Annotated in this window: 19 protein-coding genes; 7 read left to right on the top strand and 12 right to left on the bottom strand. The window is 45.3% G+C overall.

The features are described 5' to 3' along the window. Window positions 1–56: 56 nt before the first annotated feature. Window positions 57–497, bottom strand: a complete 441-nt coding sequence (locus BCT34_RS10145; RefSeq protein ID WP_076651458.1) for a DUF1249 family protein — start codon at window positions 495–497, stop codon at window positions 57–59. 4 nt (window positions 498–501) lie between these two features. Beyond that, window positions 502–1,131: an ADP-ribose diphosphatase gene (nudF, locus tag BCT34_RS10140; RefSeq protein WP_076651459.1), complete on the bottom strand. Its 630-nt coding sequence runs from the start codon at window positions 1,129–1,131 to the stop codon at window positions 502–504. A 227-nt stretch (window positions 1,132–1,358) separates the two neighbouring features. Between nudF and tolC the strand changes: the two genes are divergently transcribed. Beyond that, window positions 1,359–2,678, top strand: a complete 1,320-nt coding sequence (gene tolC, locus BCT34_RS10135; protein WP_076651460.1) for an outer membrane channel protein TolC — start codon at window positions 1,359–1,361, stop codon at window positions 2,676–2,678. A 91-nt stretch (window positions 2,679–2,769) separates the two neighbouring features. Here the strand turns inward: tolC and hldE are convergent, their stop codons facing one another. The 3 genes from hldE to BCT34_RS10120 all read right to left on the bottom strand — a co-directional run bounded on the left by hldE (window position 2,770) and on the right by BCT34_RS10120 (window position 8,628). Continuing rightward, window positions 2,770–4,200, bottom strand: coding sequence for a bifunctional D-glycero-beta-D-manno-heptose-7-phosphate kinase/D-glycero-beta-D-manno-heptose 1-phosphate adenylyltransferase HldE (gene hldE, locus BCT34_RS10130; RefSeq protein WP_050649505.1), 1,431 nt, complete (start codon window positions 4,198–4,200; stop codon window positions 2,770–2,772). Window positions 4,201–4,321: 121 nt separating this feature from the next. Next, a complete protein-coding gene (gene glnE, locus BCT34_RS10125) occupies window positions 4,322–7,171 on the bottom strand; it encodes a bifunctional [glutamate--ammonia ligase]-adenylyl-L-tyrosine phosphorylase/[glutamate--ammonia-ligase] adenylyltransferase (RefSeq protein ID WP_076651461.1) in 2,850 nt (949 codons plus the stop codon). 200 nt (window positions 7,172–7,371) lie between these two features. Further along, window positions 7,372–8,628, bottom strand: coding sequence for a methyl-accepting chemotaxis protein (locus BCT34_RS10120; RefSeq protein WP_076651462.1), 1,257 nt, complete (start codon window positions 8,626–8,628; stop codon window positions 7,372–7,374). A 97-nt stretch (window positions 8,629–8,725) separates the two neighbouring features. Between BCT34_RS10120 and BCT34_RS10115 the strand changes: the two genes are divergently transcribed. Next, a complete protein-coding gene (locus tag BCT34_RS10115) occupies window positions 8,726–9,475 on the top strand; it encodes a potassium channel family protein (RefSeq protein WP_076651463.1) in 750 nt (249 codons plus the stop codon). Between the two features lie 51 nt (window positions 9,476–9,526). Here BCT34_RS10115 and BCT34_RS10110 read toward each other — a convergent pair whose 3' ends face one another. Then, window positions 9,527–11,044 (bottom strand): inorganic triphosphatase, encoded by a 1,518-nt coding sequence (locus BCT34_RS10110; RefSeq protein ID WP_076651464.1) that lies wholly within the window; start codon window positions 11,042–11,044, stop codon window positions 9,527–9,529. A 207-nt stretch (window positions 11,045–11,251) separates the two neighbouring features. Here BCT34_RS10110 and BCT34_RS10105 point away from each other — a divergent pair, with 207 nt between their 5' ends. The 3 genes from BCT34_RS10105 to BCT34_RS10095 all read left to right on the top strand — a co-directional run bounded on the left by BCT34_RS10105 (window position 11,252) and on the right by BCT34_RS10095 (window position 14,140). Then, window positions 11,252–11,932 carry a TIGR00153 family protein gene (locus tag BCT34_RS10105; protein ID WP_010434644.1) on the top strand — a complete coding sequence of 227 codons (681 nt, stop codon included), beginning with the start codon at window positions 11,252–11,254 and terminating at the stop codon, window positions 11,930–11,932. 128 nt (window positions 11,933–12,060) lie between these two features. Beyond that, entirely contained in the window at window positions 12,061–13,323 is a 1,263-nt protein-coding gene (locus BCT34_RS10100) for an inorganic phosphate transporter (protein ID WP_076651465.1), read from the top strand. 205 nt (window positions 13,324–13,528) lie between these two features. Then, window positions 13,529–14,140 (top strand): TIGR04211 family SH3 domain-containing protein, encoded by a 612-nt coding sequence (locus tag BCT34_RS10095; RefSeq protein ID WP_019826861.1) that lies wholly within the window; start codon window positions 13,529–13,531, stop codon window positions 14,138–14,140. Window positions 14,141–14,511: 371 nt separating this feature from the next. Here the strand turns inward: BCT34_RS10095 and BCT34_RS10085 are convergent, their stop codons facing one another. Both BCT34_RS10085 and BCT34_RS10080 read right to left on the bottom strand, forming a co-directional pair. Beyond that, window positions 14,512–15,498 carry a general secretion pathway protein GspB gene (locus BCT34_RS10085; RefSeq protein ID WP_076654476.1) on the bottom strand — a complete coding sequence of 329 codons (987 nt, stop codon included), beginning with the start codon at window positions 15,496–15,498 and terminating at the stop codon, window positions 14,512–14,514. Next, complete coding sequence (locus BCT34_RS10080; RefSeq protein WP_174571150.1) at window positions 15,498–17,168, bottom strand: ExeA family protein; 1,671 nt, start codon at window positions 17,166–17,168, stop codon at window positions 15,498–15,500. The genes BCT34_RS10085 and BCT34_RS10080 overlap by 1 nt, the downstream gene beginning before the upstream one ends. A gap of 36 nt (window positions 17,169–17,204) precedes the next feature. On the opposite strand from BCT34_RS10080, the gene BCT34_RS10075 reads away from it, so the two are divergent. Further along, window positions 17,205–18,521 (top strand): multifunctional CCA addition/repair protein, encoded by a 1,317-nt coding sequence (locus tag BCT34_RS10075; RefSeq protein WP_076654478.1) that lies wholly within the window; start codon window positions 17,205–17,207, stop codon window positions 18,519–18,521. 88 nt (window positions 18,522–18,609) lie between these two features. Here BCT34_RS10075 and BCT34_RS10070 read toward each other — a convergent pair whose 3' ends face one another. The 3 genes from BCT34_RS10070 to folB are packed head-to-tail and all read right to left on the bottom strand — an operon-like array spanning window position 18,610 to window position 20,267. Then, window positions 18,610–19,413 carry an undecaprenyl-diphosphate phosphatase gene (locus BCT34_RS10070; RefSeq protein ID WP_076654479.1) on the bottom strand — a complete coding sequence of 268 codons (804 nt, stop codon included), beginning with the start codon at window positions 19,411–19,413 and terminating at the stop codon, window positions 18,610–18,612. Between the two features lie 15 nt (window positions 19,414–19,428). Beyond that, window positions 19,429–19,911, bottom strand: a complete 483-nt coding sequence (folK, locus tag BCT34_RS10065) for a 2-amino-4-hydroxy-6-hydroxymethyldihydropteridine diphosphokinase (RefSeq protein WP_076654480.1) — start codon at window positions 19,909–19,911, stop codon at window positions 19,429–19,431. After that, complete coding sequence (gene folB / locus BCT34_RS10060; RefSeq protein WP_004735969.1) at window positions 19,908–20,267, bottom strand: dihydroneopterin aldolase; 360 nt, start codon at window positions 20,265–20,267, stop codon at window positions 19,908–19,910. The genes folK and folB overlap by 4 nt, the downstream gene beginning before the upstream one ends. Window positions 20,268–20,405: 138 nt before the next feature. On the opposite strand from folB, the gene plsY reads away from it, so the two are divergent. After that, window positions 20,406–21,002, top strand: a complete 597-nt coding sequence (gene plsY / locus BCT34_RS10055) for a glycerol-3-phosphate 1-O-acyltransferase PlsY (protein WP_009847793.1) — start codon at window positions 20,406–20,408, stop codon at window positions 21,000–21,002. A 44-nt stretch (window positions 21,003–21,046) separates the two neighbouring features. Here plsY and BCT34_RS10050 read toward each other — a convergent pair whose 3' ends face one another. Continuing rightward, window positions 21,047–21,862 carry an alpha/beta hydrolase gene (locus tag BCT34_RS10050; protein ID WP_076654481.1) on the bottom strand — a complete coding sequence of 272 codons (816 nt, stop codon included), beginning with the start codon at window positions 21,860–21,862 and terminating at the stop codon, window positions 21,047–21,049. Window positions 21,863–21,932 lie beyond the last annotated feature (70 nt).

Raw genomic sequence — 21,932 nt, 5'->3', positions numbered from 1 at the left:
AACAAATCCAGATACGTTACTGTTTAGACTTTAAAAGTGTTGTTGAATAGGCTCAATTAAAAGGCAATTGGGGCTCGGCTGATACCAGTTTTTAAACAAAACGTTAACCATTCCCCAAGAAATTTATTCAATTGAAATTTCTCGTCCTTTTGCAGAAGCTTAGTGTTGGGATAGTCATATTTCGCTTTGACTCGTGAAAAATCCCCACTAGCGCACACTTCTGCAACTCGAGCGTCGTGATATAGCCTGACAGACATTTTTGGCAAAGGAAACACTGGCATCGCGTCACTCTGACATATATCTATTAATGTGGTGTATTTTGTGACCTCATTCACTGTCAATTGATACACCATATTAACGGCTTGGTAACAGCGGACGTCACCAACCTCATGCCCAACCGGCAGCAAAGCGTTCAGTTTGGCATAGTTAGTCTCGTAAACTCGCATCAATTCAGCAAGATCAACATGATACGGTTTTTTGACCGCTATATTTGGCATGACGTTAATCTACCCACTCTGACTGTAATTCTTGGTAGTTCAATTGTAGCCACTGTAGCGCAATGATCGTGGCTCCATTTTCAAACACACCGTCTTTTACCAACTGATAAGCGGCTTCGCGACTCATCACTTGCACACGAATGTCTTCACCTTCGTAGTCCAATCCGTGTACCCCTTTGGCGGTCGTCGCATCAACACAGCCCACAAAGACGTCGAGCTTTTCTGAGCAACCACCTGATGAAGGGTAATACGAAGTGATAGGCAATACAGATCCGACTTCGACTCCGGCTTCTTCCATCGCTTCACGACGAGCGACATCTTGTGGTGATTCATCGGTATCAATGATCCCTGCAACAATTTCGTATTGCCAAGGGTTCTCATGTTCTAGAGCACCGACGCGGATCTGTTCGACGATCACAACTTCATCACGTACAGGATCATAAGGTAGCAAAGCGGCAGCATGTCCACGCTCAAACATTTCACGCTCTATGGGTTGGCTCCAGCCGCCCTCAAACAGTCTATGTTTAAATGTGTACTTAACCATTTTGAAAAAACCACGAAACAGCGTCTCTTTTGAGACTATTTCCACATCTTGTGGAGTAAACTCATGTCGTTGATTGTCATACTGTTGCATTTGGTACCTCACTAAGTGATCTTTATAGTTTACTCATTGTCCGAGTTAACTACCAAGGATAAGGTTCAACTTTTCATATAAATTTTATAATTAAAGTTAAGTTTGAAAAAATAAATATTGCACAAGTGGACAGTTAAATGTAAAAAAGTGCAAAGTTTCGAGTAAATTACCACCAAATTAGGTTAAACTCTTTTAAAGAAAATTCCATAAAAGGCAGGAATAGGAAAATGAAAAAACTGCTTCCACTATTTATCAGTGCAGCAATTGGCAGCCTGAGTTCGTCAGCTTTTGCTGATACGCTAGCTGAAGTTTATGACCAAGCAAAACAGAACGACCCAACGCTTCTTCGTTCAGCAGCGCAGCGCGATGCCGCTTTTGAAGCAGTAACGTCAAGCCGTAGCTCTTTGTTACCGCAAATTAATCTAACAGCTAACTACGATATTAACCGTGGTGATCGAAGCGATACGAGCAATGACAACAACCAATGGGGTGTTGGCATTGGGTTCAGTCAAGAGCTTTACCAGCGTTCTTCTTGGATCACATTAGATACGGCAGAAAAGACTGCTCGTCAATCTGATTCAGCTTACGCGGCAGAGCAACAAGCTTTGATCCTTCGTGTTGCGACAGCATACTTCGAAGTACTTCGTGCTCAAGATAACCTAGAGTTTGTTCGTGCAGAGAAAGCAGCGGTTGCTCGTCAACTAGAGCAAACTAAGCAACGTTTTGAGGTGGGTCTTTCAGCGATCACCGATGTACATGATGCACAAGCTCAGTACGATGGCGTTTTGGCTGATGAGGTTCTTGCAGAAAACGACCTAACTAACAGCTACGAAGGTCTACGCGAGATTACAGGTCAGGAACACTCTAACCTAAGCATCCTAGATACTGATCGTTTCTCAGCAAGCAAATCTTCTGAATCTGCAGTTGCACTGGTTGAACAAGCAGAACAAAAGAACCTTAGTTTATTGGCTGCACGTATCTCTCAAGACGTAGCAAAAGACAACATCTCTCTAGCTAGCTCTGGTCACCTACCAAGCTTAACGTTAGATGGTAGCTATGGCCTTTCAGAGCAAACTGACAGCTCAAACAGCCTAAACGATTACGATGCAGATAACCTTAACATTGGTTTGAACTTAGTTGTGCCTCTATACACGGGTGGTAACACGACTTCATTGACTAAACAGGCTGAATACAACTACGTAGCGGCAAGTGAAGATCTAGAAGCGACTTACCGTAGCGTTGTAAAAGACGTACGTGCATTCAACAACAACATCAGTGCTTCGATCGGTGCTCTTCGCGCTTACGAACAGTCCGTTGTTTCAGCTCAGTCTGCTCTAGAAGCAACAGAAGCTGGTTTTGATGTGGGTACTCGTACTATCGTTGACGTACTAGATTCGACTCGTCGCTTATACGATGCGAACAAAAACCTTTCAGACGCTCGTTACAACTACATCCTAAGTGTACTTCAGCTTCGTCAAGCGGTTGGCACACTAAGCGAACAAGACATTGTTGATGTAAACGCAGGTCTAAAAGTTGCAAGCAAGTAACTCTGAATTACGTTAGCTACAGCTACAAAAATGCCGCTCATTGAGCGGCATTTTTATTATCTATCGAATATTCTTATTCGACCGCTAAAACTTAGCCTCGGCCACCTTTGATCGCTTTAATGATTTCAGTGGTAGAGCAACCATCTTCAAAGTTAAGTACTTTCACTTCACCACCAGCAGCAATCACTTCCGCACCACCAGCAATATCTTCAGGTTTATAATCACCACCTTTCACAAGAATGCTTGGCAATACCTCAGAGATCAAACGTTGCGGTGTGTCTTCAGAGAATGGTACAACCCAATCAACCGCACCTAAACCCGCTAAGACCGCCATACGACGATCAGTTGGGTTCACCGGACGACCAGGGCCTTTCAAGCGCTTCACGGATTCATCAGTATTTACTGCAACGATCAAACGATCGCCTAATTCAGCAGCATGGTTCATGTAAGAAACATGACCGGCATGCAGAATATCAAAGCAGCCATTGGTCATAACCACTTTCTCGCCTTTCGCACGAGCACGCTTCACCGCTTCAACCAGTGCCGCTTCAGAAATAACGCCGTAGTCTGTGTCTTGGCTGCCATGAATCGCTTCGGCTAACTCAATCGTAGACAGTGTCGATGTTCCAAGTTTACCAACCACCACGCCAGCTGCAGCATTCGCCAATGCACACGCCTCATCTAACGGCTTACCAGCAGCAACAGAAGCTGCCAGTACCGAGATAACCGTATCGCCAGCACCCGTCACGTCATACACTTCTTTCGCTTGAGTAGGCAAATGGAATGGTTCTAAACCTTTGCGAAGTAACGTCATACCGTGCTCACTACGAGTAACGAGTAACGCTTCAAAATCGAACTCTTCGATTAGCGCGAGTCCTTTTTCGATCATTTCTTCTTCAGATTTTACTTTACCAGCAACCAACTCGAACTCAGCCATATTAGGCGTCAGTAGCGTTGCCCCACGGTAGCGTTCAAAATCTGCGCCTTTCGGGTCGATAAACACAGGAACCTTTGCCGCACGTGCTTTTTGGATAAAGCTCTGTACGTGCTCAAGAGCACCTTTCGCGTAATCAGATAGGATTACCGAGCGCACGTTAGGCAGCGCTTGCTCCATACGAGACAATACAAGTTCAGGATCCGTATTCTCAAATTTATCTTCAAAATCAAGGCGAATTAGCTGCTGACCACGGCTCATCACACGCAGTTTAGTAATAGTTGGGTAATCTTCTAACTCAACGAAATCACATTTAACCTTTAGTGCGCCTAAGGTATTTTTTAACACCTCAGCTGGCTCATCTTTACCGGTCAAACCAACGATATGCGCATGACCACCAAGAGAGGCAATATTCATTGCTACGTTGGCAGCACCACCAGGACGCTCTTCGTTATTTTCTACTTTCACAACGGGTACAGGTGCTTCTGGTGAGATACGGCCAGTTGGACCATACCAGTAACGGTCAAGCATGACGTCACCGACAACAAGAACGCCTGATTGGCTGTAGTCAGGTAGAATTGGTTTCATTATGGATCTCCAAAAATCGAATCTGGCTAGAGTCTAGCACACTGATTACAGAGGCTAAACTATAGATAAATGAATAAAAGCCTCTCAAGATATACGCATCAGTCACGACACTATGACTAAGTTATGCTTCCATCCACTGTTTCCATGCTTGGACAACATGTTCTCTTTCTAACTCAAACTTCTCAATCGCCACGTCCGCATCAAGGTTGAGTAGATTACGGTGATGGATTTCATCCCTTAAGGTTGTATAAGCATGGGTTAATGCCATGCCTTGCTGCTCGTCCATAATCCCTTGTGACAACAGGCTTTCAAAGATTCGCACATTGTCACACCAACGAGTAAGCTTTGGCTTCTCATTGCTGTATCGAAGTACTAAATATTGCGCCAAAAATTCGATATCGGTAATACCACCCGCATCTTGTTTTAGCATGAATCGATCGGCTTTTTTGCCGCCTAAATGGCCGCGCATCTTTTCACGCATATCCACAACTGACTTTTTGAGTGTCGCCTCATCACGCGCCAAGCAGAGAACCTCATGGCGAGTTTTGTTAAATGCCGAAGCCAATAAGTCATCGCCATAGATCATCCGAGCGCGAGTCAAAGCTTGATGCTCCCACGTCCACGCATCATTGTGCTGATACTCATCAAAGGCATCGGTTGGACTAACCAACAAACCGGAGGCACCAGAAGGGCGTAAACGCGTATCGACTTCGTACAGAATGCCAGAAGCAGTTCTGGTCGAGAAAATATGAATGATACGCTGTGCCAATCTTAAGTAGAACTGGCGTCCGTCGATCTCTTTTTTACCATCAGTATAGATGTGTACCGGGCAGTCGTGCATGAAGACAATATCGAGATCGGAGTTATAGCCAAGCTCCCAACCGCCGACTTTGCCATAACCGACAACCGCAAAACCACGGCCTTCGCGATCTTTGACATGAGTCGGCTCACCAAACTTAGCCGACACCTGCAACCAAGCTTGGTTAACACCGGCTTCAACAATTGCCTCTGCCAAGTAAGTCAGGTGATCACTCACCTTCATCACAGGTAACGCGCCAGCTATATCAGCCGCTGCAATTCTCAGGATACATGTCTGCTTAAACTGACGCAGACCTTCCATCTGTTGCTCCATATCATCTTCAGGGATACGAGCAAGGTAATCACGTAATTCTGTTTTGTAAGACTCAAGCGGCACCGGGTTATAGAGCTGCTGAGGATCAATAAGCTCATCTAACAAAATTGGGTAGCGACCTAACTGCTCCGAAATCATGGGGCTTGCAGTACATAAGCGAACTAACTGAGTTAACGCGGCAGGGTGTTCATCGAGCAGCTCAAGATAAGTGGTACGCGTAACGATTTTATGCAGTAGATGCAGTACTCGAGATAAACCAAACTCAGCATCCTTAGCGGTGTATAGTGCTTGAAACACTTTAGGCATTAATCGATTGAGGACTTCTCGTCCGCGTGGGCCAAGGGTTTTTTTAGCTAAATCGGCTTTAAACTGAATAATCGTTTTGGCTGCTTCTGGTGGGCTTGCGATAGCAATATCATGCTCCAGTACATGTTCAATCACGTCCGGTTTATGGGCCATATCCCACAGTTCACTAAAGTGACTCGCTATCGGGTTAGCATCATCTTCATCTACGCCAATTAGATCTTCGAACACGGTATGTACATTTTCCATATGAGCTCGAGTTGCCGCAATCAAGCTATCCCAATCGGAAAATTGCATAGCGACAGCGAGTTGCAACTGTTCGAATTCACCATCAGGTAAAGTCTGAGTTTGTTTATCAGCCATTGCTTGTAACAGGTTCTCAAGGCGACGTAAAAACAGGTAAGCCTCACGTAGGTGCCCCACCTCTTCAGCCTCTAGCAGATGAAGCGATTCAATAGCACTTAAGGTTTCGAGTAACCCTCGGCCGCGTAAGCTCGGTTCGCGGCCACCACGAATCAATTGGAAAACTTGAGCGATAAATTCCACTTCGCGAATACCACCAGAACCAAGCTTGATGTTGTTCGAAAGACCACGACGACGTACTTCGCTGCTGATCATCGACTTCATTCGGCGCAGAGATTGAATCGCACTAAAATCAATATAACGGCGGAACACAAAAGGGCGCAGCATTTGGCGAAGTTCTTGATACTCCGGATACATTTCGCTGCCCATCACGCGCGCTTTAACCATAGCGTAGCGTTCCCAATCGCGGCCCTGCTCTTGATAATAGTCTTCAAGTGCGGCATAGCTCATCACAAGTGGTCCACTCTCACCAAACGGGCGCAGGCGCATGTCAACTCGATAACAGAACCCATCAAAGGTTTGCTGATCAAGCGCCTTGATAATACGTTGCCCTAGACGAGTAAAGAACTGCGCATTGGCAATGCTGCGTCTCGCACCTTGGGTTTCGCCATTTTCAGGATAGGTAAAAATCAGGTCGATATCAGAAGAGAAGTTAAGCTCACCACCACCGAGCTTGCCCATACCAATGATCAACATCGGCTGCGCTTCACCTTGTTCATTGCAAGGTGTGCCCCACTCTTTACAACAAATATCGTACTGCCATTGATAGGTCTCAAAGATCATCGCCTCTGCCAACATTGAGAGATGGTTTAGGCTCTGCTCTAGCTCCCATGAACCCATGAAATCACGCCAAGCAATGTAGGTCATTTCTCGATTGCGAAATTGACGCAACACGCGTTGACCGCTCATTTCATCGGTGCAGCCAGAAAGTAATTCAGCCAGTCGTTCTCGGTACCCTTCAGCACGTTCTTCGCATGCCAACATATCAGGCAAGTCACCACATAAAACCGTATCACGCTGCAAACAATCACCAACAAAACAGCTTAAACCAAGTACACGTTTAAGATCTTCAGTCAGTGGCTCAGACCAAGTATTGATGGCTTCACTTTGATGCTCTAATAATTGCTCAAAAGCAGACTGTGAGTGAGTGACGAGTTGAGAAGGCAATGGCATATTTCTTCCTTGTATAAGCTGCGCGACGAACGTTCAGGTTATCGGTTCGAGTCTTCATAAAACTAAAGATAAGTTATACCAAAGTTACGCCAATAAAAAACGCCCACATTAGCAATGTGGGCGTTTTATCGGTTAACTTAGCGAGTTAGGCCTTTCTCTCTAGAAAACAGCCTCTAGCAATAAGGATTTAGAGAACATGACTAAACCTTAAATTGCTTAATCTTACCGTCGAGTTCTTGTGCGTTGCTTTCCATAAGCTGAGAGGTCTCCAACAGCTCACCAACAACCACAACTGAAGCTTCGACAAGCTCACGAACATTGGTCAGGTTGACACTCATCTCTTCTGCAACGCTGCTCTGTTGACCTGCAGCGGTCGCGATCTGGAAGTTCATATCATTAATTTGGTTTACTTGGCTTACGATACCATCAAGCTCAGAGCCTGCATTGGTCACAAGGTCCACACCTTCAGCCGCTTCAACAACACTCTTCTCCATCAGCTCTACCGCAGAATTAGCACTGCTTTGTAAGTGACTGATCATGTCTTGAATCTCGACAGTCGCTTGCTGAGTACGCTGCGCAAGGTTACGAACCTCATCGGCAACAACCGCAAAACCACGACCAGCTTCACCTGCACGCGCCGCTTCAATCGCAGCGTTCAATGCCAATAGGTTTGTCTGCTCTGAAATGCCTTGGATAGTGCCAACCACACTGCCAATTGAGTCAACGCGCTCTTCTACTTGGTTTACCGCTGCTGCAGACGCTGCGATATCTGAAGATAGCTCACTCATCTTAGACACTGACCCTTGAACGAACTTCTGACCAGTAAGAGCTTGGCCTGATGCTTGTTCAGTCAATGAAGAAGCGCTTTGCGCATGCTCAGCTACAGTTTGCACCGTAGAGGTCATCTCACTCATTGCTGTCGCCAGCTGATCGATCTCGTTAAACTCTTCTTGAGCTGACTCTTTGGTTTCAGACATGCTGATGGTCATCACTTCCGTCAAAGCAAACAGCTCATCAGAAGAGGCGACTTGAGTTTTGATCATGTCGTTCAGTTGAACACGAGTTTTTTCAAGCTCACGTGCCACATCGCCGTATTCATCTTTACAGTCCATTTGAATAGGCACTGATAAGTTCTTGTCGGCCATGGTTTTAATGGCGTCATTAAGGTATTGGGTCTGGCGCAGCATAACGCGCGCCGCTGCTAACAGAAGAACCACAAACACAATGATCATCAAGCCTGTTTGCCAAGCCACTTGAACTAGGTAAGTCTCGTAATGCTGCTGCGCAACCTGCGCATTGTTGGTTACAGCAAGCAATGAATCGTAAAACGTACTTGCGTCCCATAGCTGCTTCGAAATGATCAAGATTGTGCTGAATATCATCAACATGACCATTTTTGGAACGAGACGAACGTCAGAGATTATCCTTTCCCACGGCTTGAATGACAGTTTAGTCATTGTCAGTTCTCCATTAATTCTTATATATTGATGGCTTCTATATCCGCGAGGTGGCTATGTCAGTCAAAGTTCGCGATTTATTTTGAGCCTCGTATGAATGTTGAATAATACCAAAGACGCCACCAAGCCGATGAGCTTATTGTCACTGATTCTCTCTTTCTTAGCGTTATTTGTGATCTCAGGCTTATTGTTCGTTCCGATTGATAAAGAATCGAAACAAGTCCTTATCGGCCTCGATTTTATAATCTGTAGTGTTTTTCTTTTTCAGCTCACAATTGATCTATTCAGATCACAAAACAAAAAAGAATACCTCAAAGTACACTGGATCGATTTCCTAGCAAGCATCCCAATGGTCGAGCCTCTTCGTTTCGCTCGCATTTTTCAGATCCTGCGTGTCATTCTTGTTCTTCGTTCGGGCAAGCGTGTTTTCAGAGAGCTATTTCGCAATCGTAAAGAAACCACTCTCGCGTCAATTATATTGCTGCTGGTCATTCTCCTGACCATAGGTGCAGGGACAATACTGCTGCTAGAACACAAAGATCCCAATGCCAACATTACCACTGGCCAAGATGCTTTGTGGTGGGCTTTCGTTACCATCAGTACGGTGGGGTATGGCGATCATTATCCAGTAACAAGTTCAGGGAAGTTAGTTGCCTCTCTGGTGATCATCTGTGGCGTGGGCGTGTTTGGTATGATTTCTGGCTTGATTACTTCTTTGATCACCTCTCCGACTCACCATGAGAATCAACGAGCAGAAACTAAAGAGAAGCATCTTGAAAAGATCATCGAGCAACAACAAAAAATCCTCGAACGACTAGAAAAGCTTGAGCAACAAACAAAAAAATAGGGCCGAGGCCCTATTTTCAAATTCATAATTATCTTGATACAGATATTGAGCTTAGTCTTGCCAGTATGGCTCAACCTCAACACTAATTTGGCGTGTCTGCTCCATCGCATGCAGAATAGATACTTCTTGACGAGCCAACCAACGCTCTAGCTGAAGCTTTTCATCACCTTCCAACTTTTCAGTCAAAGGCTCTAATGTTTTAAGTGCCAGCAAGTCATCAATACCTTGGACCATATCGGCCCATGGCAAGCGGAAGCTGTTTCGCTCCGCGTCATCATACAAACTCGCAAAACCAACGCCAGAATACAGATTACGCATCAAACGGTATTGTTGTTCAATATACGCTTGGCTGGTCATCACTCGCTCTGGTGGGAAAGCTTCCATCAAGTCTGCCCATGTGCGATCGAGTTGCTGCACAGAAAACCATTCGATACCACGACCCATTTGCTCACGCGCTTTCTCATCTAAGAAAGGTTGCCAGCCACGAGACAAGATCCAACGGCTCAGATCTAACAATAAACCGGTGTAACGAGCAGAGCTCAACAAGGTAAGCAGCTCTTCACGATCAGGCAGTTGCTCTTGCATCTCTTTAAGCTCAGCGACTAAGAACTTACGCGCATCCAATTTACGTAGCACGTGGCCTTTATCTTCTAGCAAGTCTTCGAAGTGATCATAGCTTTTCAGCCAATCGAGCTCTTGCTCAAGCCACTTCAACTCTTGACGTAAAATAGCACTTGCGCGTCTTGGAACAATGCCACCATAGATAGTGAAGGTTTGACGAATAAAACTGAGCGAGTGACTGATCTCATGCAACGCTTCAATCGATTGGCGCTCGGTGAAAATCTGCTCGTGATAGTGCCAATGAGCGAGAGCATGCTCTAAAGATTGAATGAAACACGATTCAACGGTATCACTTTTGTCAGTATCAACTAAAGTCAAAGGAGTAACTTCATCTCCTTGATAACCTTGAGCAAGGCGGTAACCCTTAGCAGCTTTACTTAGGTTACCCAAACGCATGCCACCTTGCTCGCAGAATTGACGAGACAGTGTAAATAGCGCATCCGTTTGACCGGATTTAAGTTCTAGTTCAACTTCGCAAATCGGTTCTTGCAGGTCGCCTGATTCAACGAAGCCTTGATCAAATGCGACCTCGACTTGGCTACCATCAGGCATGCCTATCAGCCACTGCTCACGTGTGAAGTTAGTCGAAAACAGAGGAGTCAGTTCAGCTTGCAACGTTTCGATGTCTTTACCTACTGGCCAGATATCCTCTGGGTGCAGGGTTAGCTTAGGTTCGTTGCTGTCGTGTTCTGCATTGTATTCAGGCCTTTGATGCAGGCCAGCAACCACACGACCCGCTGTCTTTACGGTTTGTACAAATACGTCATCAAAGCGTCGAATGCGTAAGCCAGTATCGTGCTTACGTAGCCAGTTGTCAGCGGTGTCAAAGTAGATGTTACCTAGCTCACGACAACTGTGCTGAAGTACTTTAGTTTCAGCAATTTTATTGCGTAAAGTCTCTGAAAATTCAGGAGAAACAAAAAACTTCAGTTCTATCTCGGTTTCCATAGTTATACCTTTCTGTGAAGATAGGGACAGGATATTGCCAATTTGAAAAGTCGGCAAGTCAGAAATATCGCCCTTATGATGATCTAAAACAGTTTTAATGAGAGATTGATTAGGTTAACATGCGCGACTTTGTAGCCATCGCTTAACATTTCACCATGAATATGGTGTATGTTGTTTTAAGGTTATTATTTATTAGGTTGGATGACCATGCCAGTAAATACAATTATGGGGTTATTTGCAAAGTCCCCAATTAAACCTTTGCAGCGTCACGTAGTATGCGTGAACGAATGTTGTTCTCACCTAGTTAATTTCTTTGAAGTTTCTTCAAAAGGTGACTGGGAAAAAGCATCAGAAATTCGAGCTCAAATTTCTCACCTTGAGAAAGAAGCTGACGTACTAAAACGTGAAATTCGCCTTAAACTTCCTCGTGGTTTGTTTATGCCAGTTGATCGCACCGATATGTTGGAGCTATTAACGCAACAAGACAAACTCGCAAACCTAGCGAAAGACATTGCTGGCCGTGTATATGGTCGTCAACTTGTCATTCCTGCTCCTATGCAAGAAAACTTCATCGCTTACGTTAAACGTTGTCTAGATGCAGCGAACCAAGCACAAAACGTAATCAATGAATTAGACGAATTACTTGAGACTGGCTTTAAAGGCCGTGAAGTAACACTCGTTGCCGAAATGATTCATCAATTAGATGTAATTGAAGATGACACGGATGCGATGCAGATCGAATTACGCCAACAACTAATGGCAATTGAAGGCGATCTGAATCCAGTTGATATCATGTTCTTATACAAAATTCTTGAATGGGTTGGTGGTATTGCAGATCAAGCACAGCGTGTAGGCGCTCGTCTTGAAGTAATGCTTTCTCGATCTTAAATCATACGTTAACCATATAACGAAGAGCATTTTTTGAACAAACCACTTATGCGCTGAGTATTTCTCTCGCTGAGCGGTTTTTTGCGTCTAAATTTGCTCCGCTTGTTATCAAACAACTAGGTATTACGATGGATATCCTTGCTAACTACGGCACTGTCCTGATTATTGTTGCAGCAGCTTTCGGTTTCTTGATGGCTATTGGTATTGGTGCAAATGACGTTGCGAACGCAATGGGCACCTCAGTAGGCTCTAAAGCTCTAACCGTTAAACAAGCGATCATTATCGCAATGATCTTTGAATTCGCAGGTGCTTACCTTGCGGGCGGCGAAGTAACAGACACGATCCGTAAAGGTGTTATCGAAACTTCTCTATTTGCTCATCAGCCTGATGTACTTGTGTTCGGCATGATGTCAGCTCTTTTGGCTGCAGGTACATGGCTACTTCTAGCTTCTTACATGGGCTGGCCTGTTTCTACGACTCACTCAATCATCGGTGCAATCATCGGTTTTGCTTGTGTTTCTGTAGGTACTGAAGCCGTAGACTGGAACAGTGTTCAAGGTATTGTGGGTAGTTGGATTATCACACCCGTGATTTCCGGCTTCTTCGCTTACGTCATATTTGTAAGTGCTCAACGACTGATTTTTGATACTGAGAACCCGCTATTTAACGCGAAGCGTTTTGTACCGGTTTACATGTTCATTACAACAATGGTAATTGCACTTGTAACCATCAAAAAAGGTCTTAAGCACGTAGGTCTTCACTTAAGCAATACTGAAGCATGGGTTTGGGCTGCTGGCGTTTCTGCGCTTGTAATGATCGGCGGTTACCTATACATCCAGAAGAAATTTGCTAACCGCGAAGAAGACCACGGCTTTGCAGGTGTTGAAGGCATCTTCTCTGTCCTAATGGTTATTACAGCTTGTGCGATGGCATTTGCTCACGGTTCAAACGACGTTGCAAACGCGATTGGTCCACTGTCTGCTGTTGTATCAACCGTTGAGCACATGGGTGAAATCACAGGTAAAAGTACTATCGCATGGTGGATTCTTCCTCTAGGTGGTTTCGGTATCGTTGTTGGTCTTGCAACAATGGGTCATAAAGTAATGGCAACCGTTGGTACTGGTATTACAGAATTAACACCTAGCCGTGGCTTTGCTGCACAACTTGCAACTGCATGTACTGTTGTACTAGCTTCAGGTACTGGCCTTCCAATCTCTACTACACAAACGCTCGTTGGTGCAGTATTAGGTGTTGGTTTTGCTCGTGGTATCGCAGCACTAAACTTAGGCGTTGTACGTAATATCGTGGCTTCTTGGATTGTGACACTGCCTGCAGGTGCTCTACTTGCTGTTGTGTTCTTCTACGGAATTCAAGCTGCGTTTACTATGTAATCGCGACTGCGTTAGTGAATACTAGCGTCAGAATAGTGTGAGCTTCAGTAACGATATGTAAATGCCATGTCATTATTGACTCAAACGCACAGAAAGGGAGGCTTTGCCTCCCTTCTTTGTTGCACCGCATAAAGAAACTAAATATTATTTGCTGATTGAGGCTGACTCATACGCCTACCCAATTTGAATCGTTAAGGGATTTACTGTGAAAAAACTGATTAGCTTAGTTTTGTTCGCAATGCTTGCGGCTCCAGCTGCCTTTGCACAAGACCGTTATATTGCTGACAAACTATTTACTTATATGCATTCTGGCCCAAACAACACCTTCCGTATCATAGGTAGTGTTGATGCTGGTGAAAAGATTACATACCTACAAACTAACAAGAGTACAGGTTACACCCAAATTCAAGACAACCGTGGCCGTAAGGGTTGGGTTGAAAGCAAGTTTGTAAGCACAAAAGAAAGCATGGCACTGCGTATGCCTAAGCTAGAGAAAGAGCTGACAGAAGTTAAAGGCAAGCTAGCGAACGCTCGTCAGAGTGCTGACAGCGAAAAAGCTGGCCTAGCAAGCTCTCTAGATTCTCGTAACAAGCAGATTGCTGAACTAGAACAGAACTACAGTGAAATTAGCCAGCAGCTGACGAGCTCTCAAACAGAGAACCGTGAACTACGTGCTAAGCTAGACACTCAAAAAGACGACCTACTATTAAAGTACTTCATGTACGGTGGTGGTGTTGCGGGTATTGGTCTACTTCTTGGCCTTGTTCTGCCACACATCATGCCTCGTCGCAGAAAGTCACCAAACGGTTGGGCGTAGACTTAACGCTTGTATCAGGTACAGTAAATTCAGTATCGAATATCAAAAAGGAGCACCTAGGTGCTCCTTTTTATTTGTCTGTTATCTAGATGCCTGTAGAACTCATTAGGGCGTGTTGATCTTTCGAGCTGATTTTTGCAGCGAGTTGCTGGGTATTTATACAAGGCAGAGGCTTTGATGTGTAGCTAGCCTACATGAGAAGCCGATAACGTAGTAGAAATGACCAGCAAACGCTGCCCGAAGGGTTCGGCTAAAAGCGTTTTACTCTTTGTTGAGGGAGATTTGCTTAGAATGACTAGGTTACTTCCCCCTCGCCGCGATTAAAACGCTTTTATCTCGAACAAAATTTAACCACGAAAGGTCAACACGCCCTAGCCTTTCCACTCGTACAGAGCGGGGATTTCTATCTTCTGCTGATTGAACTCTATAATTACCGATTGCGGCTTAATCTCAAGTAATTGAATGTCTTGCCCAATCCAATCTCCTTGCGCCACTTCTTGCCCGTTCACTTTTACCCAACGCTTAGTTTCGCTGCTTGAATACATATGAGTTTGTAGATCTAACTTAGGCAATACGCCAGATAAGCTGTTGGTATGCGTTTCCAACTCAATGACCTGTGAGCCTCTTTGCCCTGCCGGTCTAGAGTCCATCGGCTCAGGAGTGCTTTGTTGGTCCCCCATGATAGATTCAAGCTTCAATGCCAAATCGGGTGGCAACTCACTGAGGTCTAGCCCTTGCAGCAGATCACTGTCCGATTGTAAGTCACTATTTGATGGTTGATCTCTCGTTTCATCACTCGCGCTTGACTGAACGGTTGGTTGAACAGGTGACGACTCAGAGCTTGCTGCCATTTGGGTGTTGTTATCAGCACTCGCTACGATCACTGCTGAACCACCAGCGGTATTTGCACTATTAGCGCCTGAATCAATCTGTGCATACATTTCTTGGCGTGGCAGTGCTTTCAACGGCTGGCTTGCTGGTGCTGGACGAACGGCAAACAGTGCATCTACTTCCTCAGGCACTGCATCCATGCTTGCTATATCAGCATCAGCAATTTCAGGCTCAACGTTTGATTGAGTCGTTGACTCTGGCAGAGTTACCTTAGTTGTTTTGCTCGCGGCTTCTTGTTGTTGGCTATACGATTGATAAGTCAAAACTCCCCCCACTAACAAAGAAGGAACCAAGATTAAGATTAGCCCCATCGCTAGGGATGAACCTCGTTTGTTGTTCATCCCTTTTGTAGAATTAGGAACATGATGATTCTGATAGCCTTTGAAGCTTGGTTTGCTAAGAGAGTGCTGATTAATAGAAGACTGATGGTGAGACGACTGTTTAAGATCATGCATAATACGTGACATTAGCTTTCGCCCCCTTCTAGTGACATCAACTTAGGCGAATCGAGTTGAGCTAATCTCTGCAATCTTGCTAAGGTGCGCTTACCTGCGATGCCATCAACAGACATACCCTGCCAGGTTTGAAACGCTTCGATTTTCATTTTTAACTCATAATCAAATACGTCACTGCCAGACACACCCTCTCCCAACACCTCAGACAGTAACAAATCAAGTAGAGCAACCGCTTCACCTTGATAACCCTCTTTCAGCGTCTCTCGCAACGGCTGTTTCCAAATAGCGACATAATCGCCTTGCCAGATTTGCTCTAAGGACTGTTTCGGCATCACCAATAGCTTTTCATTAACCAGCAATTCGACAGAATCTTCAGATACGCCATACAGCACAGCAAACACTGATTTTTTCTCTATGTCGAGATTAAGTACCACAGGCACGCCTAGCTGTAGCAATGTATCCAAATTGGCCTGCTGCTGCTCGCACACAAAGACACTTTGTGGCTCACTTAAGCACAAGCCATCACGCAGTGAAGATTGATATCCCCAGAGCGTGTACAAATCCTTGATCGCAAGAGAGCGATTGGTGCCCTGCATTAAGTGTTGTTGGATGTGGTATGGCAACTCAAACTTAGTCGTCTTTGGCTCAACAGCCACCATAGGGGCATCAGCCACCAATGAACGCTGAGTGCGCGCAGCCACTTCAGTTCTAACTTCATTTGCAGTATCCGCAGGCAACCACGAATTTATATAGGTTGGAGCGAAGTTAAAGGTCGCAACCGCAAGACCGACGCTTAACGTTGCAATCCCAGCGTACTGGAATATCTTGGACGCGACATGCGAAGTTCGAGGTTTCTCGACGTGATACACATCAGCCTGAAAGGACATAACCTGCTGGCAGGCTCGGTTAACCGTTTCATTGCTCGGTAACTGCTCGCCATCATGAAAAGCTAACTGCAGCGCTTTATCACACACCAAGTTAATGAGCCTTGGAATACCATGAGTATATTGAGCGATCAGCTTGATTGAACGGTTCGAAAACAACATCTGCTCTCCACCCGCCGTCTCCAAACGAAATGCGATGTACTTGCCCGTTTCTTCTGTATTAAGAGGCAGTAAGTGATAGCGACCAGTGATGCGCTGAGCGAGTTGACGCAGTTGTGTAGTCTGCAAGTGCTGTTGTAGTTCAGGTTGGCCAACCAACAGTACTTTTAACAACTTACGACTGTCGGTTTCCAAGTTTGTTAAAAGGCGTAGCTGCTCCAATACATCAGCTGCGAGATGTTGGGCTTCATCGATCACCAATAAGGTTTGAATGCCTTCGGCATGGCTATCCAGCAGAAAATGATGAATAGCTTGGCTCAGCTGCTTGAGCGATGCTTGCTCAGGGTAATCGACCTCAAACTCATCGCAGATAGCTTCGAGTAAATCCGTATTGGAAAACGTAGGGTTAAGTATAAGGCCAGCCTGAGTATGGCTATCCAGTGAAGACAACATCGCCTTAGCAACCGTTGTTTTCCCCGTACCAACCTCACCAGTAAGCATCGCAAAGCCCCCACCCTCGCCTAAACCGGCTTGTAGGTTCTGCATCGCTTCTTGGTGGCGCTGACTCAAAAACAAGTAGCGAGAATTTGGTACAATCGAAAATGGCATCTCAACGAAGCCAAAATATTCCTTATACATGTGCTGCCCTATAATTACGATTAATGGAAAGTACCATTGCTTGCTGTAAAGTCCAGCAGTGATAAAACATTTCGAGGTGATAAGTTGCAAATATACGATAGCCTACCAAAAGAGAATGGGCTACAGCGCTTTCTAGTCGGTGGGGCAGTGCGCGATAAGCTACTCAACATTGATAGCTATGATAGAGATTGGGTCGTGGTCGGCAGTACCCCTCAAGAGATGGAAAGCCTTGGCTTCACTGCGGTGGGGAAAGACTTCCCTGTATTCTTGCATCCAAAAACCAAGGAAGAGCACGCACTAGCTCGCACCGAGAGAAAATCAGGCTCTGGCTATACAGGCTTCGAATGTTACTTCGCTCCAGACGTGAGTTTGGAAGAAGATCTGATGCGCCGCGATCTAACGATCAACGCCATCGCACAAGATGACGAAGGCAATCTTCACGATCCTTACCACGGCCAACAAGATCTCTCAGATCGTATTCTTAGACATGTCTCTGATGCCTTTGTTGAAGATCCACTGCGTGTGCTGCGTGTGGCTCGCTTCGCCGCCAAACTTCATCACCTCGGTTTTAGCGTTGCACCTGAAACTATGAGCATGATGGCTACAATCGTTGAATCAGGAGAACTTGCTCATCTTACTGCCGAACGAGTTTGGCAAGAGTGGCACAAGTCTCTTAGTACACCGCACCCTGAAATCTTCCTTTCTGTATTAAAAGAGTGCGGTGCATTAACCGTTGTTTTGCCCGAGATTAACGCCCTATTTGGCGTCCCTCAACCCGAGAAATGGCACCCAGAAATCGACACGGGCATTCATACTCTAATGGTTGCTCAGCAAGCTGCGCTATTAAGCTCATCACTGCCGGTGCGTTTTGCCGCTCAAGTGCATGACTTAGGCAAAGGTGTCACGCCAGAGAGTGAGTGGCCAAGCCACAAAATGCATTGCCACACAGGTGTTAAGATCATTAAGAAACTGTGTGAGCGAGTAAGAGTGCCTAATGAGTTTCGCGACTTGGCGCTACTGGTGTGTGAGCAGCACTCAAACATTCATCGTGCAGGTGAACTAAAGCCAACCACCTTTCTTAAGGTTCTCAACAAATTCGATGTTTGGCGTAAACCAGATAGGCTCAACGACATTCTACTTTGCTGCCAAGCCGATCACGCTGGTCGCAAAGGATTAGAAGATCAGCCATATCCTCAAAAAGCGCGTTTTGAAGTCGCTTACCAAGCAGCTCTTCAAGTCGAAGTGAAAGCAATCATTGCCGATGGCTTCAAAGGCAAAGACATTCGAGAAGAGCAAGAAAAACGCAGAGCTGCCGCAATTGAGAGCGCCTTAGCAGAACTCGCGACTAGTTAATTGTTACCGCGCTAACTAAAACACATAAAAAAACCCGCGACTAAGCGGGTTTTTCGTTTCAACCTGTCGTGTGCTAGATAAGCACTTTCTACTGCATCATTAAGAAGGCAAACAGGCCACAACCTAAAATCAGGCGGTAGATAACGAATGGTGTCATACCCATACGAGAGATAAGCTTCAAGAAGAAGTGGATACAGATATAAGCACTAATGAAAGAAACCACGATACCCGTTAGCAAAGTACCAACATGGATTGGGTCACCGCTAGTCACTAACTTCAGACCCAAGTAACCACCAGCCAGAGTGATGATTGGGATAGACATCAAGAAAGAGAATCGAGCTGCGGCTTCACGAGTAAAGCCAAGGTACAGTGCTGCGGTAATGGTTGCGCCAGAACGAGACGTACCCGGGATGATCGCCATTGCTTGAGCAAGACCAATAAATAGTGCCTTTTTCCAACCCGCTTGGTACTCATCATCACGTAGGCTTGAGTTTTTATCCACCCACCATAGCAACAGACCAAAGATAATTGTGGTTGTCGCAATCACCCACGCACTACGTAGGTAAAGCTCAACAATATCCTTCATCAACAAACCAAAGATACACGCAGGAATCGTCGCGAGAATAATCATCCACGCTAACTTCGCTTCTTTACTGCGATCCCCTTTAAACACTGAACCAAAGAATGCGCTCAATAGAGATACCACTTCTTTACGGAAATAGATAACCACGGCAGCCAACGTACCGACGTGAACAGCAACATCAAATGCCAAGCCTTGATCTTCCCAACCTAAAACAGCAGAAGGAAGGATTAGGTGTGCAGAACTGGAAATAGGTAAAAACTCAGTAAAGCCTTGCACCAACGCCAATATAAACGCTTCAAAATAACTCATTACTTACCTTAAAAATTATAGTTTTATATCTACGACAGAGAGCGAATCTAATTGCTGCATCTTCTGCCATATTTCACTAACGGTTCTTCCGTCTTGCGGGATCACTCTCGCAGGACAAAGATCATAAAGCGGTTGTGTTACAAAAGGATATTTATAGATATCACTGCGTGGTAGTTCTGGATCGCTATCAGAAACCATCTCTCCAAACAGCACAATATCAAGATCGAGCTTTCGATCTTGTAGTTTGTGCGCATCTTGAGAGCGACCCCATTTAAACTCAATTTTACGCAACTGCTGTGAAAAATCAGTCAATGGGAGTGACGTGTCGAGCTCTATCACAAAGTTATAAAACGGATGGCTATTAAAACCCACAGGCTCACAGTGATAGATTTTAGAGCATTTAAGGTTAGTTCCTAACGATTGAAGCTCTGTCCATGCCACCCTTGCATGCTTGTCGCGGTCTATGTTCGTGCCAACACCAACATAGGCTACTGTCATGCTTGACCTCGTTCGATGATCACGCCAACGGCTTTTGCTTGAGGCACAGCGCCAGGTTTAGCCAAGCGGATTTTAATCCAAGGCACAGAGAATTGAGTCATGATCAATTCAGCGACTTCTTCAGCCACACGCTCCACCAACAAAAATCGGCCATTCGCAATGTGGTCAAGCACGGCTGTACTCACTGTCGAGTAATCCAAAGCATCAACCACATCATCACTCTTACCAGCTGGACGGTTGTCATGAGCCATCTCAATATCAAGCACAAGTTTTTGTTTGATCTCTTGTTCCCAATCGTAAACACCGATCGTTGTAATTACTTCTAACTGTTCAATGAAAACTTTATCCAGTGCCATGACTTGTCCTTTTAGAGGTCGGATACCCATATTGGGGAAAAAAACGTATTATTTGCGTAATTCGAGATATGATATCAATTACTCTTGGATTGAGCATTATTTTCCCATCGTTAGGCTTATAACCGTTTAAGGAAAGACATGACCCCATTGGCACTAATCATGATCATTGCAGCCTATTTGTTAGGTTCAATCTCTAGTGCGGTCTTGATATGCCGAGTCTTAAGACTTCCTGATCCTAGAACGGTGGGCTCCAATAACCCGGGAGCCACCAATGTACTGCGCGTTGGTGGTAAAGGCGCAGCAGCAGCCGTCCTCCTGTGTGACATGCTTAAAGGCACCATCCCCGTCTGGCTTGGCTATTACCTCAAAATCGATCCCATAATATTAGGGGTTGTCGCAATTGCGGCGTGTCTTGGTCATATGTATCCGATTTTCTTCCACTTTAAAGGAGGTAAAGGCGTCGCAACCGCGCTCGGAGCTATCGCCCCAATCGGATTCGATCTAACAGGCATGATTATGGCGACATGGTTAGTGGTCGCATTTTTGTTTCGTTACTCTTCTTTGGCGGCACTGGTCACCGTGCTACTTGCGCCTTTCTACGCTTGGTTAGTCAAACCTCAATACACACTGCCTGTGGCCATGTTGTGCTGTTTGATTGTGCTACGTCACCATCAGAATATTCGACGCCTACTCGATGGCAGCGAACCAAAACTCGGACAAAAAAAATCGGCTTAAACTGTCGCGTCTAAGCCGAATCATAATATTCCGTATTTTAAAGCTTACAGCAGATGTTTATCTAAAAACGTCTTCAACATTGTGTTCACAAACTCTGGTTGCTCTAGCGAGCTAATATGACCTGCACCAGGAATCACCACTAATTCACTGCCCGTAATACAATCGTGCATTAAGTATGACTCAAGTACCGGACGCGGCTTGTCTTCTTGACCTACAGCAATCAAAACAGGCAGTGCGAAGTTCTCTACCGATTCAATCATATCGCGACGCCCAAACACCATTCGACCAATTCGTGCTACTTCTTCCGCGTTTTCGCCTTCAAGAGCTGATAACTGCTGAGTAAAACCTTCCACTAAAGCTGGTGTGTTGGTTTGAGCATCATTAGCAAAGAACAGTGGAACAACCGCTTCAACAATCGGTTGAGGAACCATCTTAGTTTGAGTGATGGTATCTAGCATATTGAAGTATTTAGCGTGCGCGACTTCTGGCTCTAAGCCCACGAAGGTATCCATCAGTACCAAAGACTTGATACGTGCAGGTGCAAGTTCCGCTAACTCAGTACCCCACATACCGCCAACCGATAAGCCAACCACTGAAAATTCTTCAATGTCTAAATGATCAAGCAGAGCCAAAACGTGCTGAGCGTAATCTTTCAGGTTACGCATTGAAGTTGGTGCAGCTTGAGACTCACCATGAGCCCAAAGCTCTGGAACAATACAGCGATATTGAGCTTTTAGAGCTTCGATCTGCGGCTTCCACATTGCACTATCCCAAAGGTAGCTGTGGCCTAGTACAACAACAGGGCCTTGACCTTCATCTAGGTACGCCATCGATTGACTTTCTACTGTGAACTTGTTCATTTTCTTCCCTAATATCTATCAGCAATTATTTATCGACATACAGTCGGTAAGCTAGGATATAAAAACGGCC

The sequence above is a fragment of the Vibrio sp. 10N.261.45.E2 genome, from assembly GCF_002875705.1.
Classification (GTDB): domain Bacteria; phylum Pseudomonadota; class Gammaproteobacteria; order Enterobacterales; family Vibrionaceae; genus Vibrio.
The sequence above is the reverse complement of the archived record's forward strand: the minus strand, read 5'-3'. Positions and strand labels throughout refer to the sequence as shown.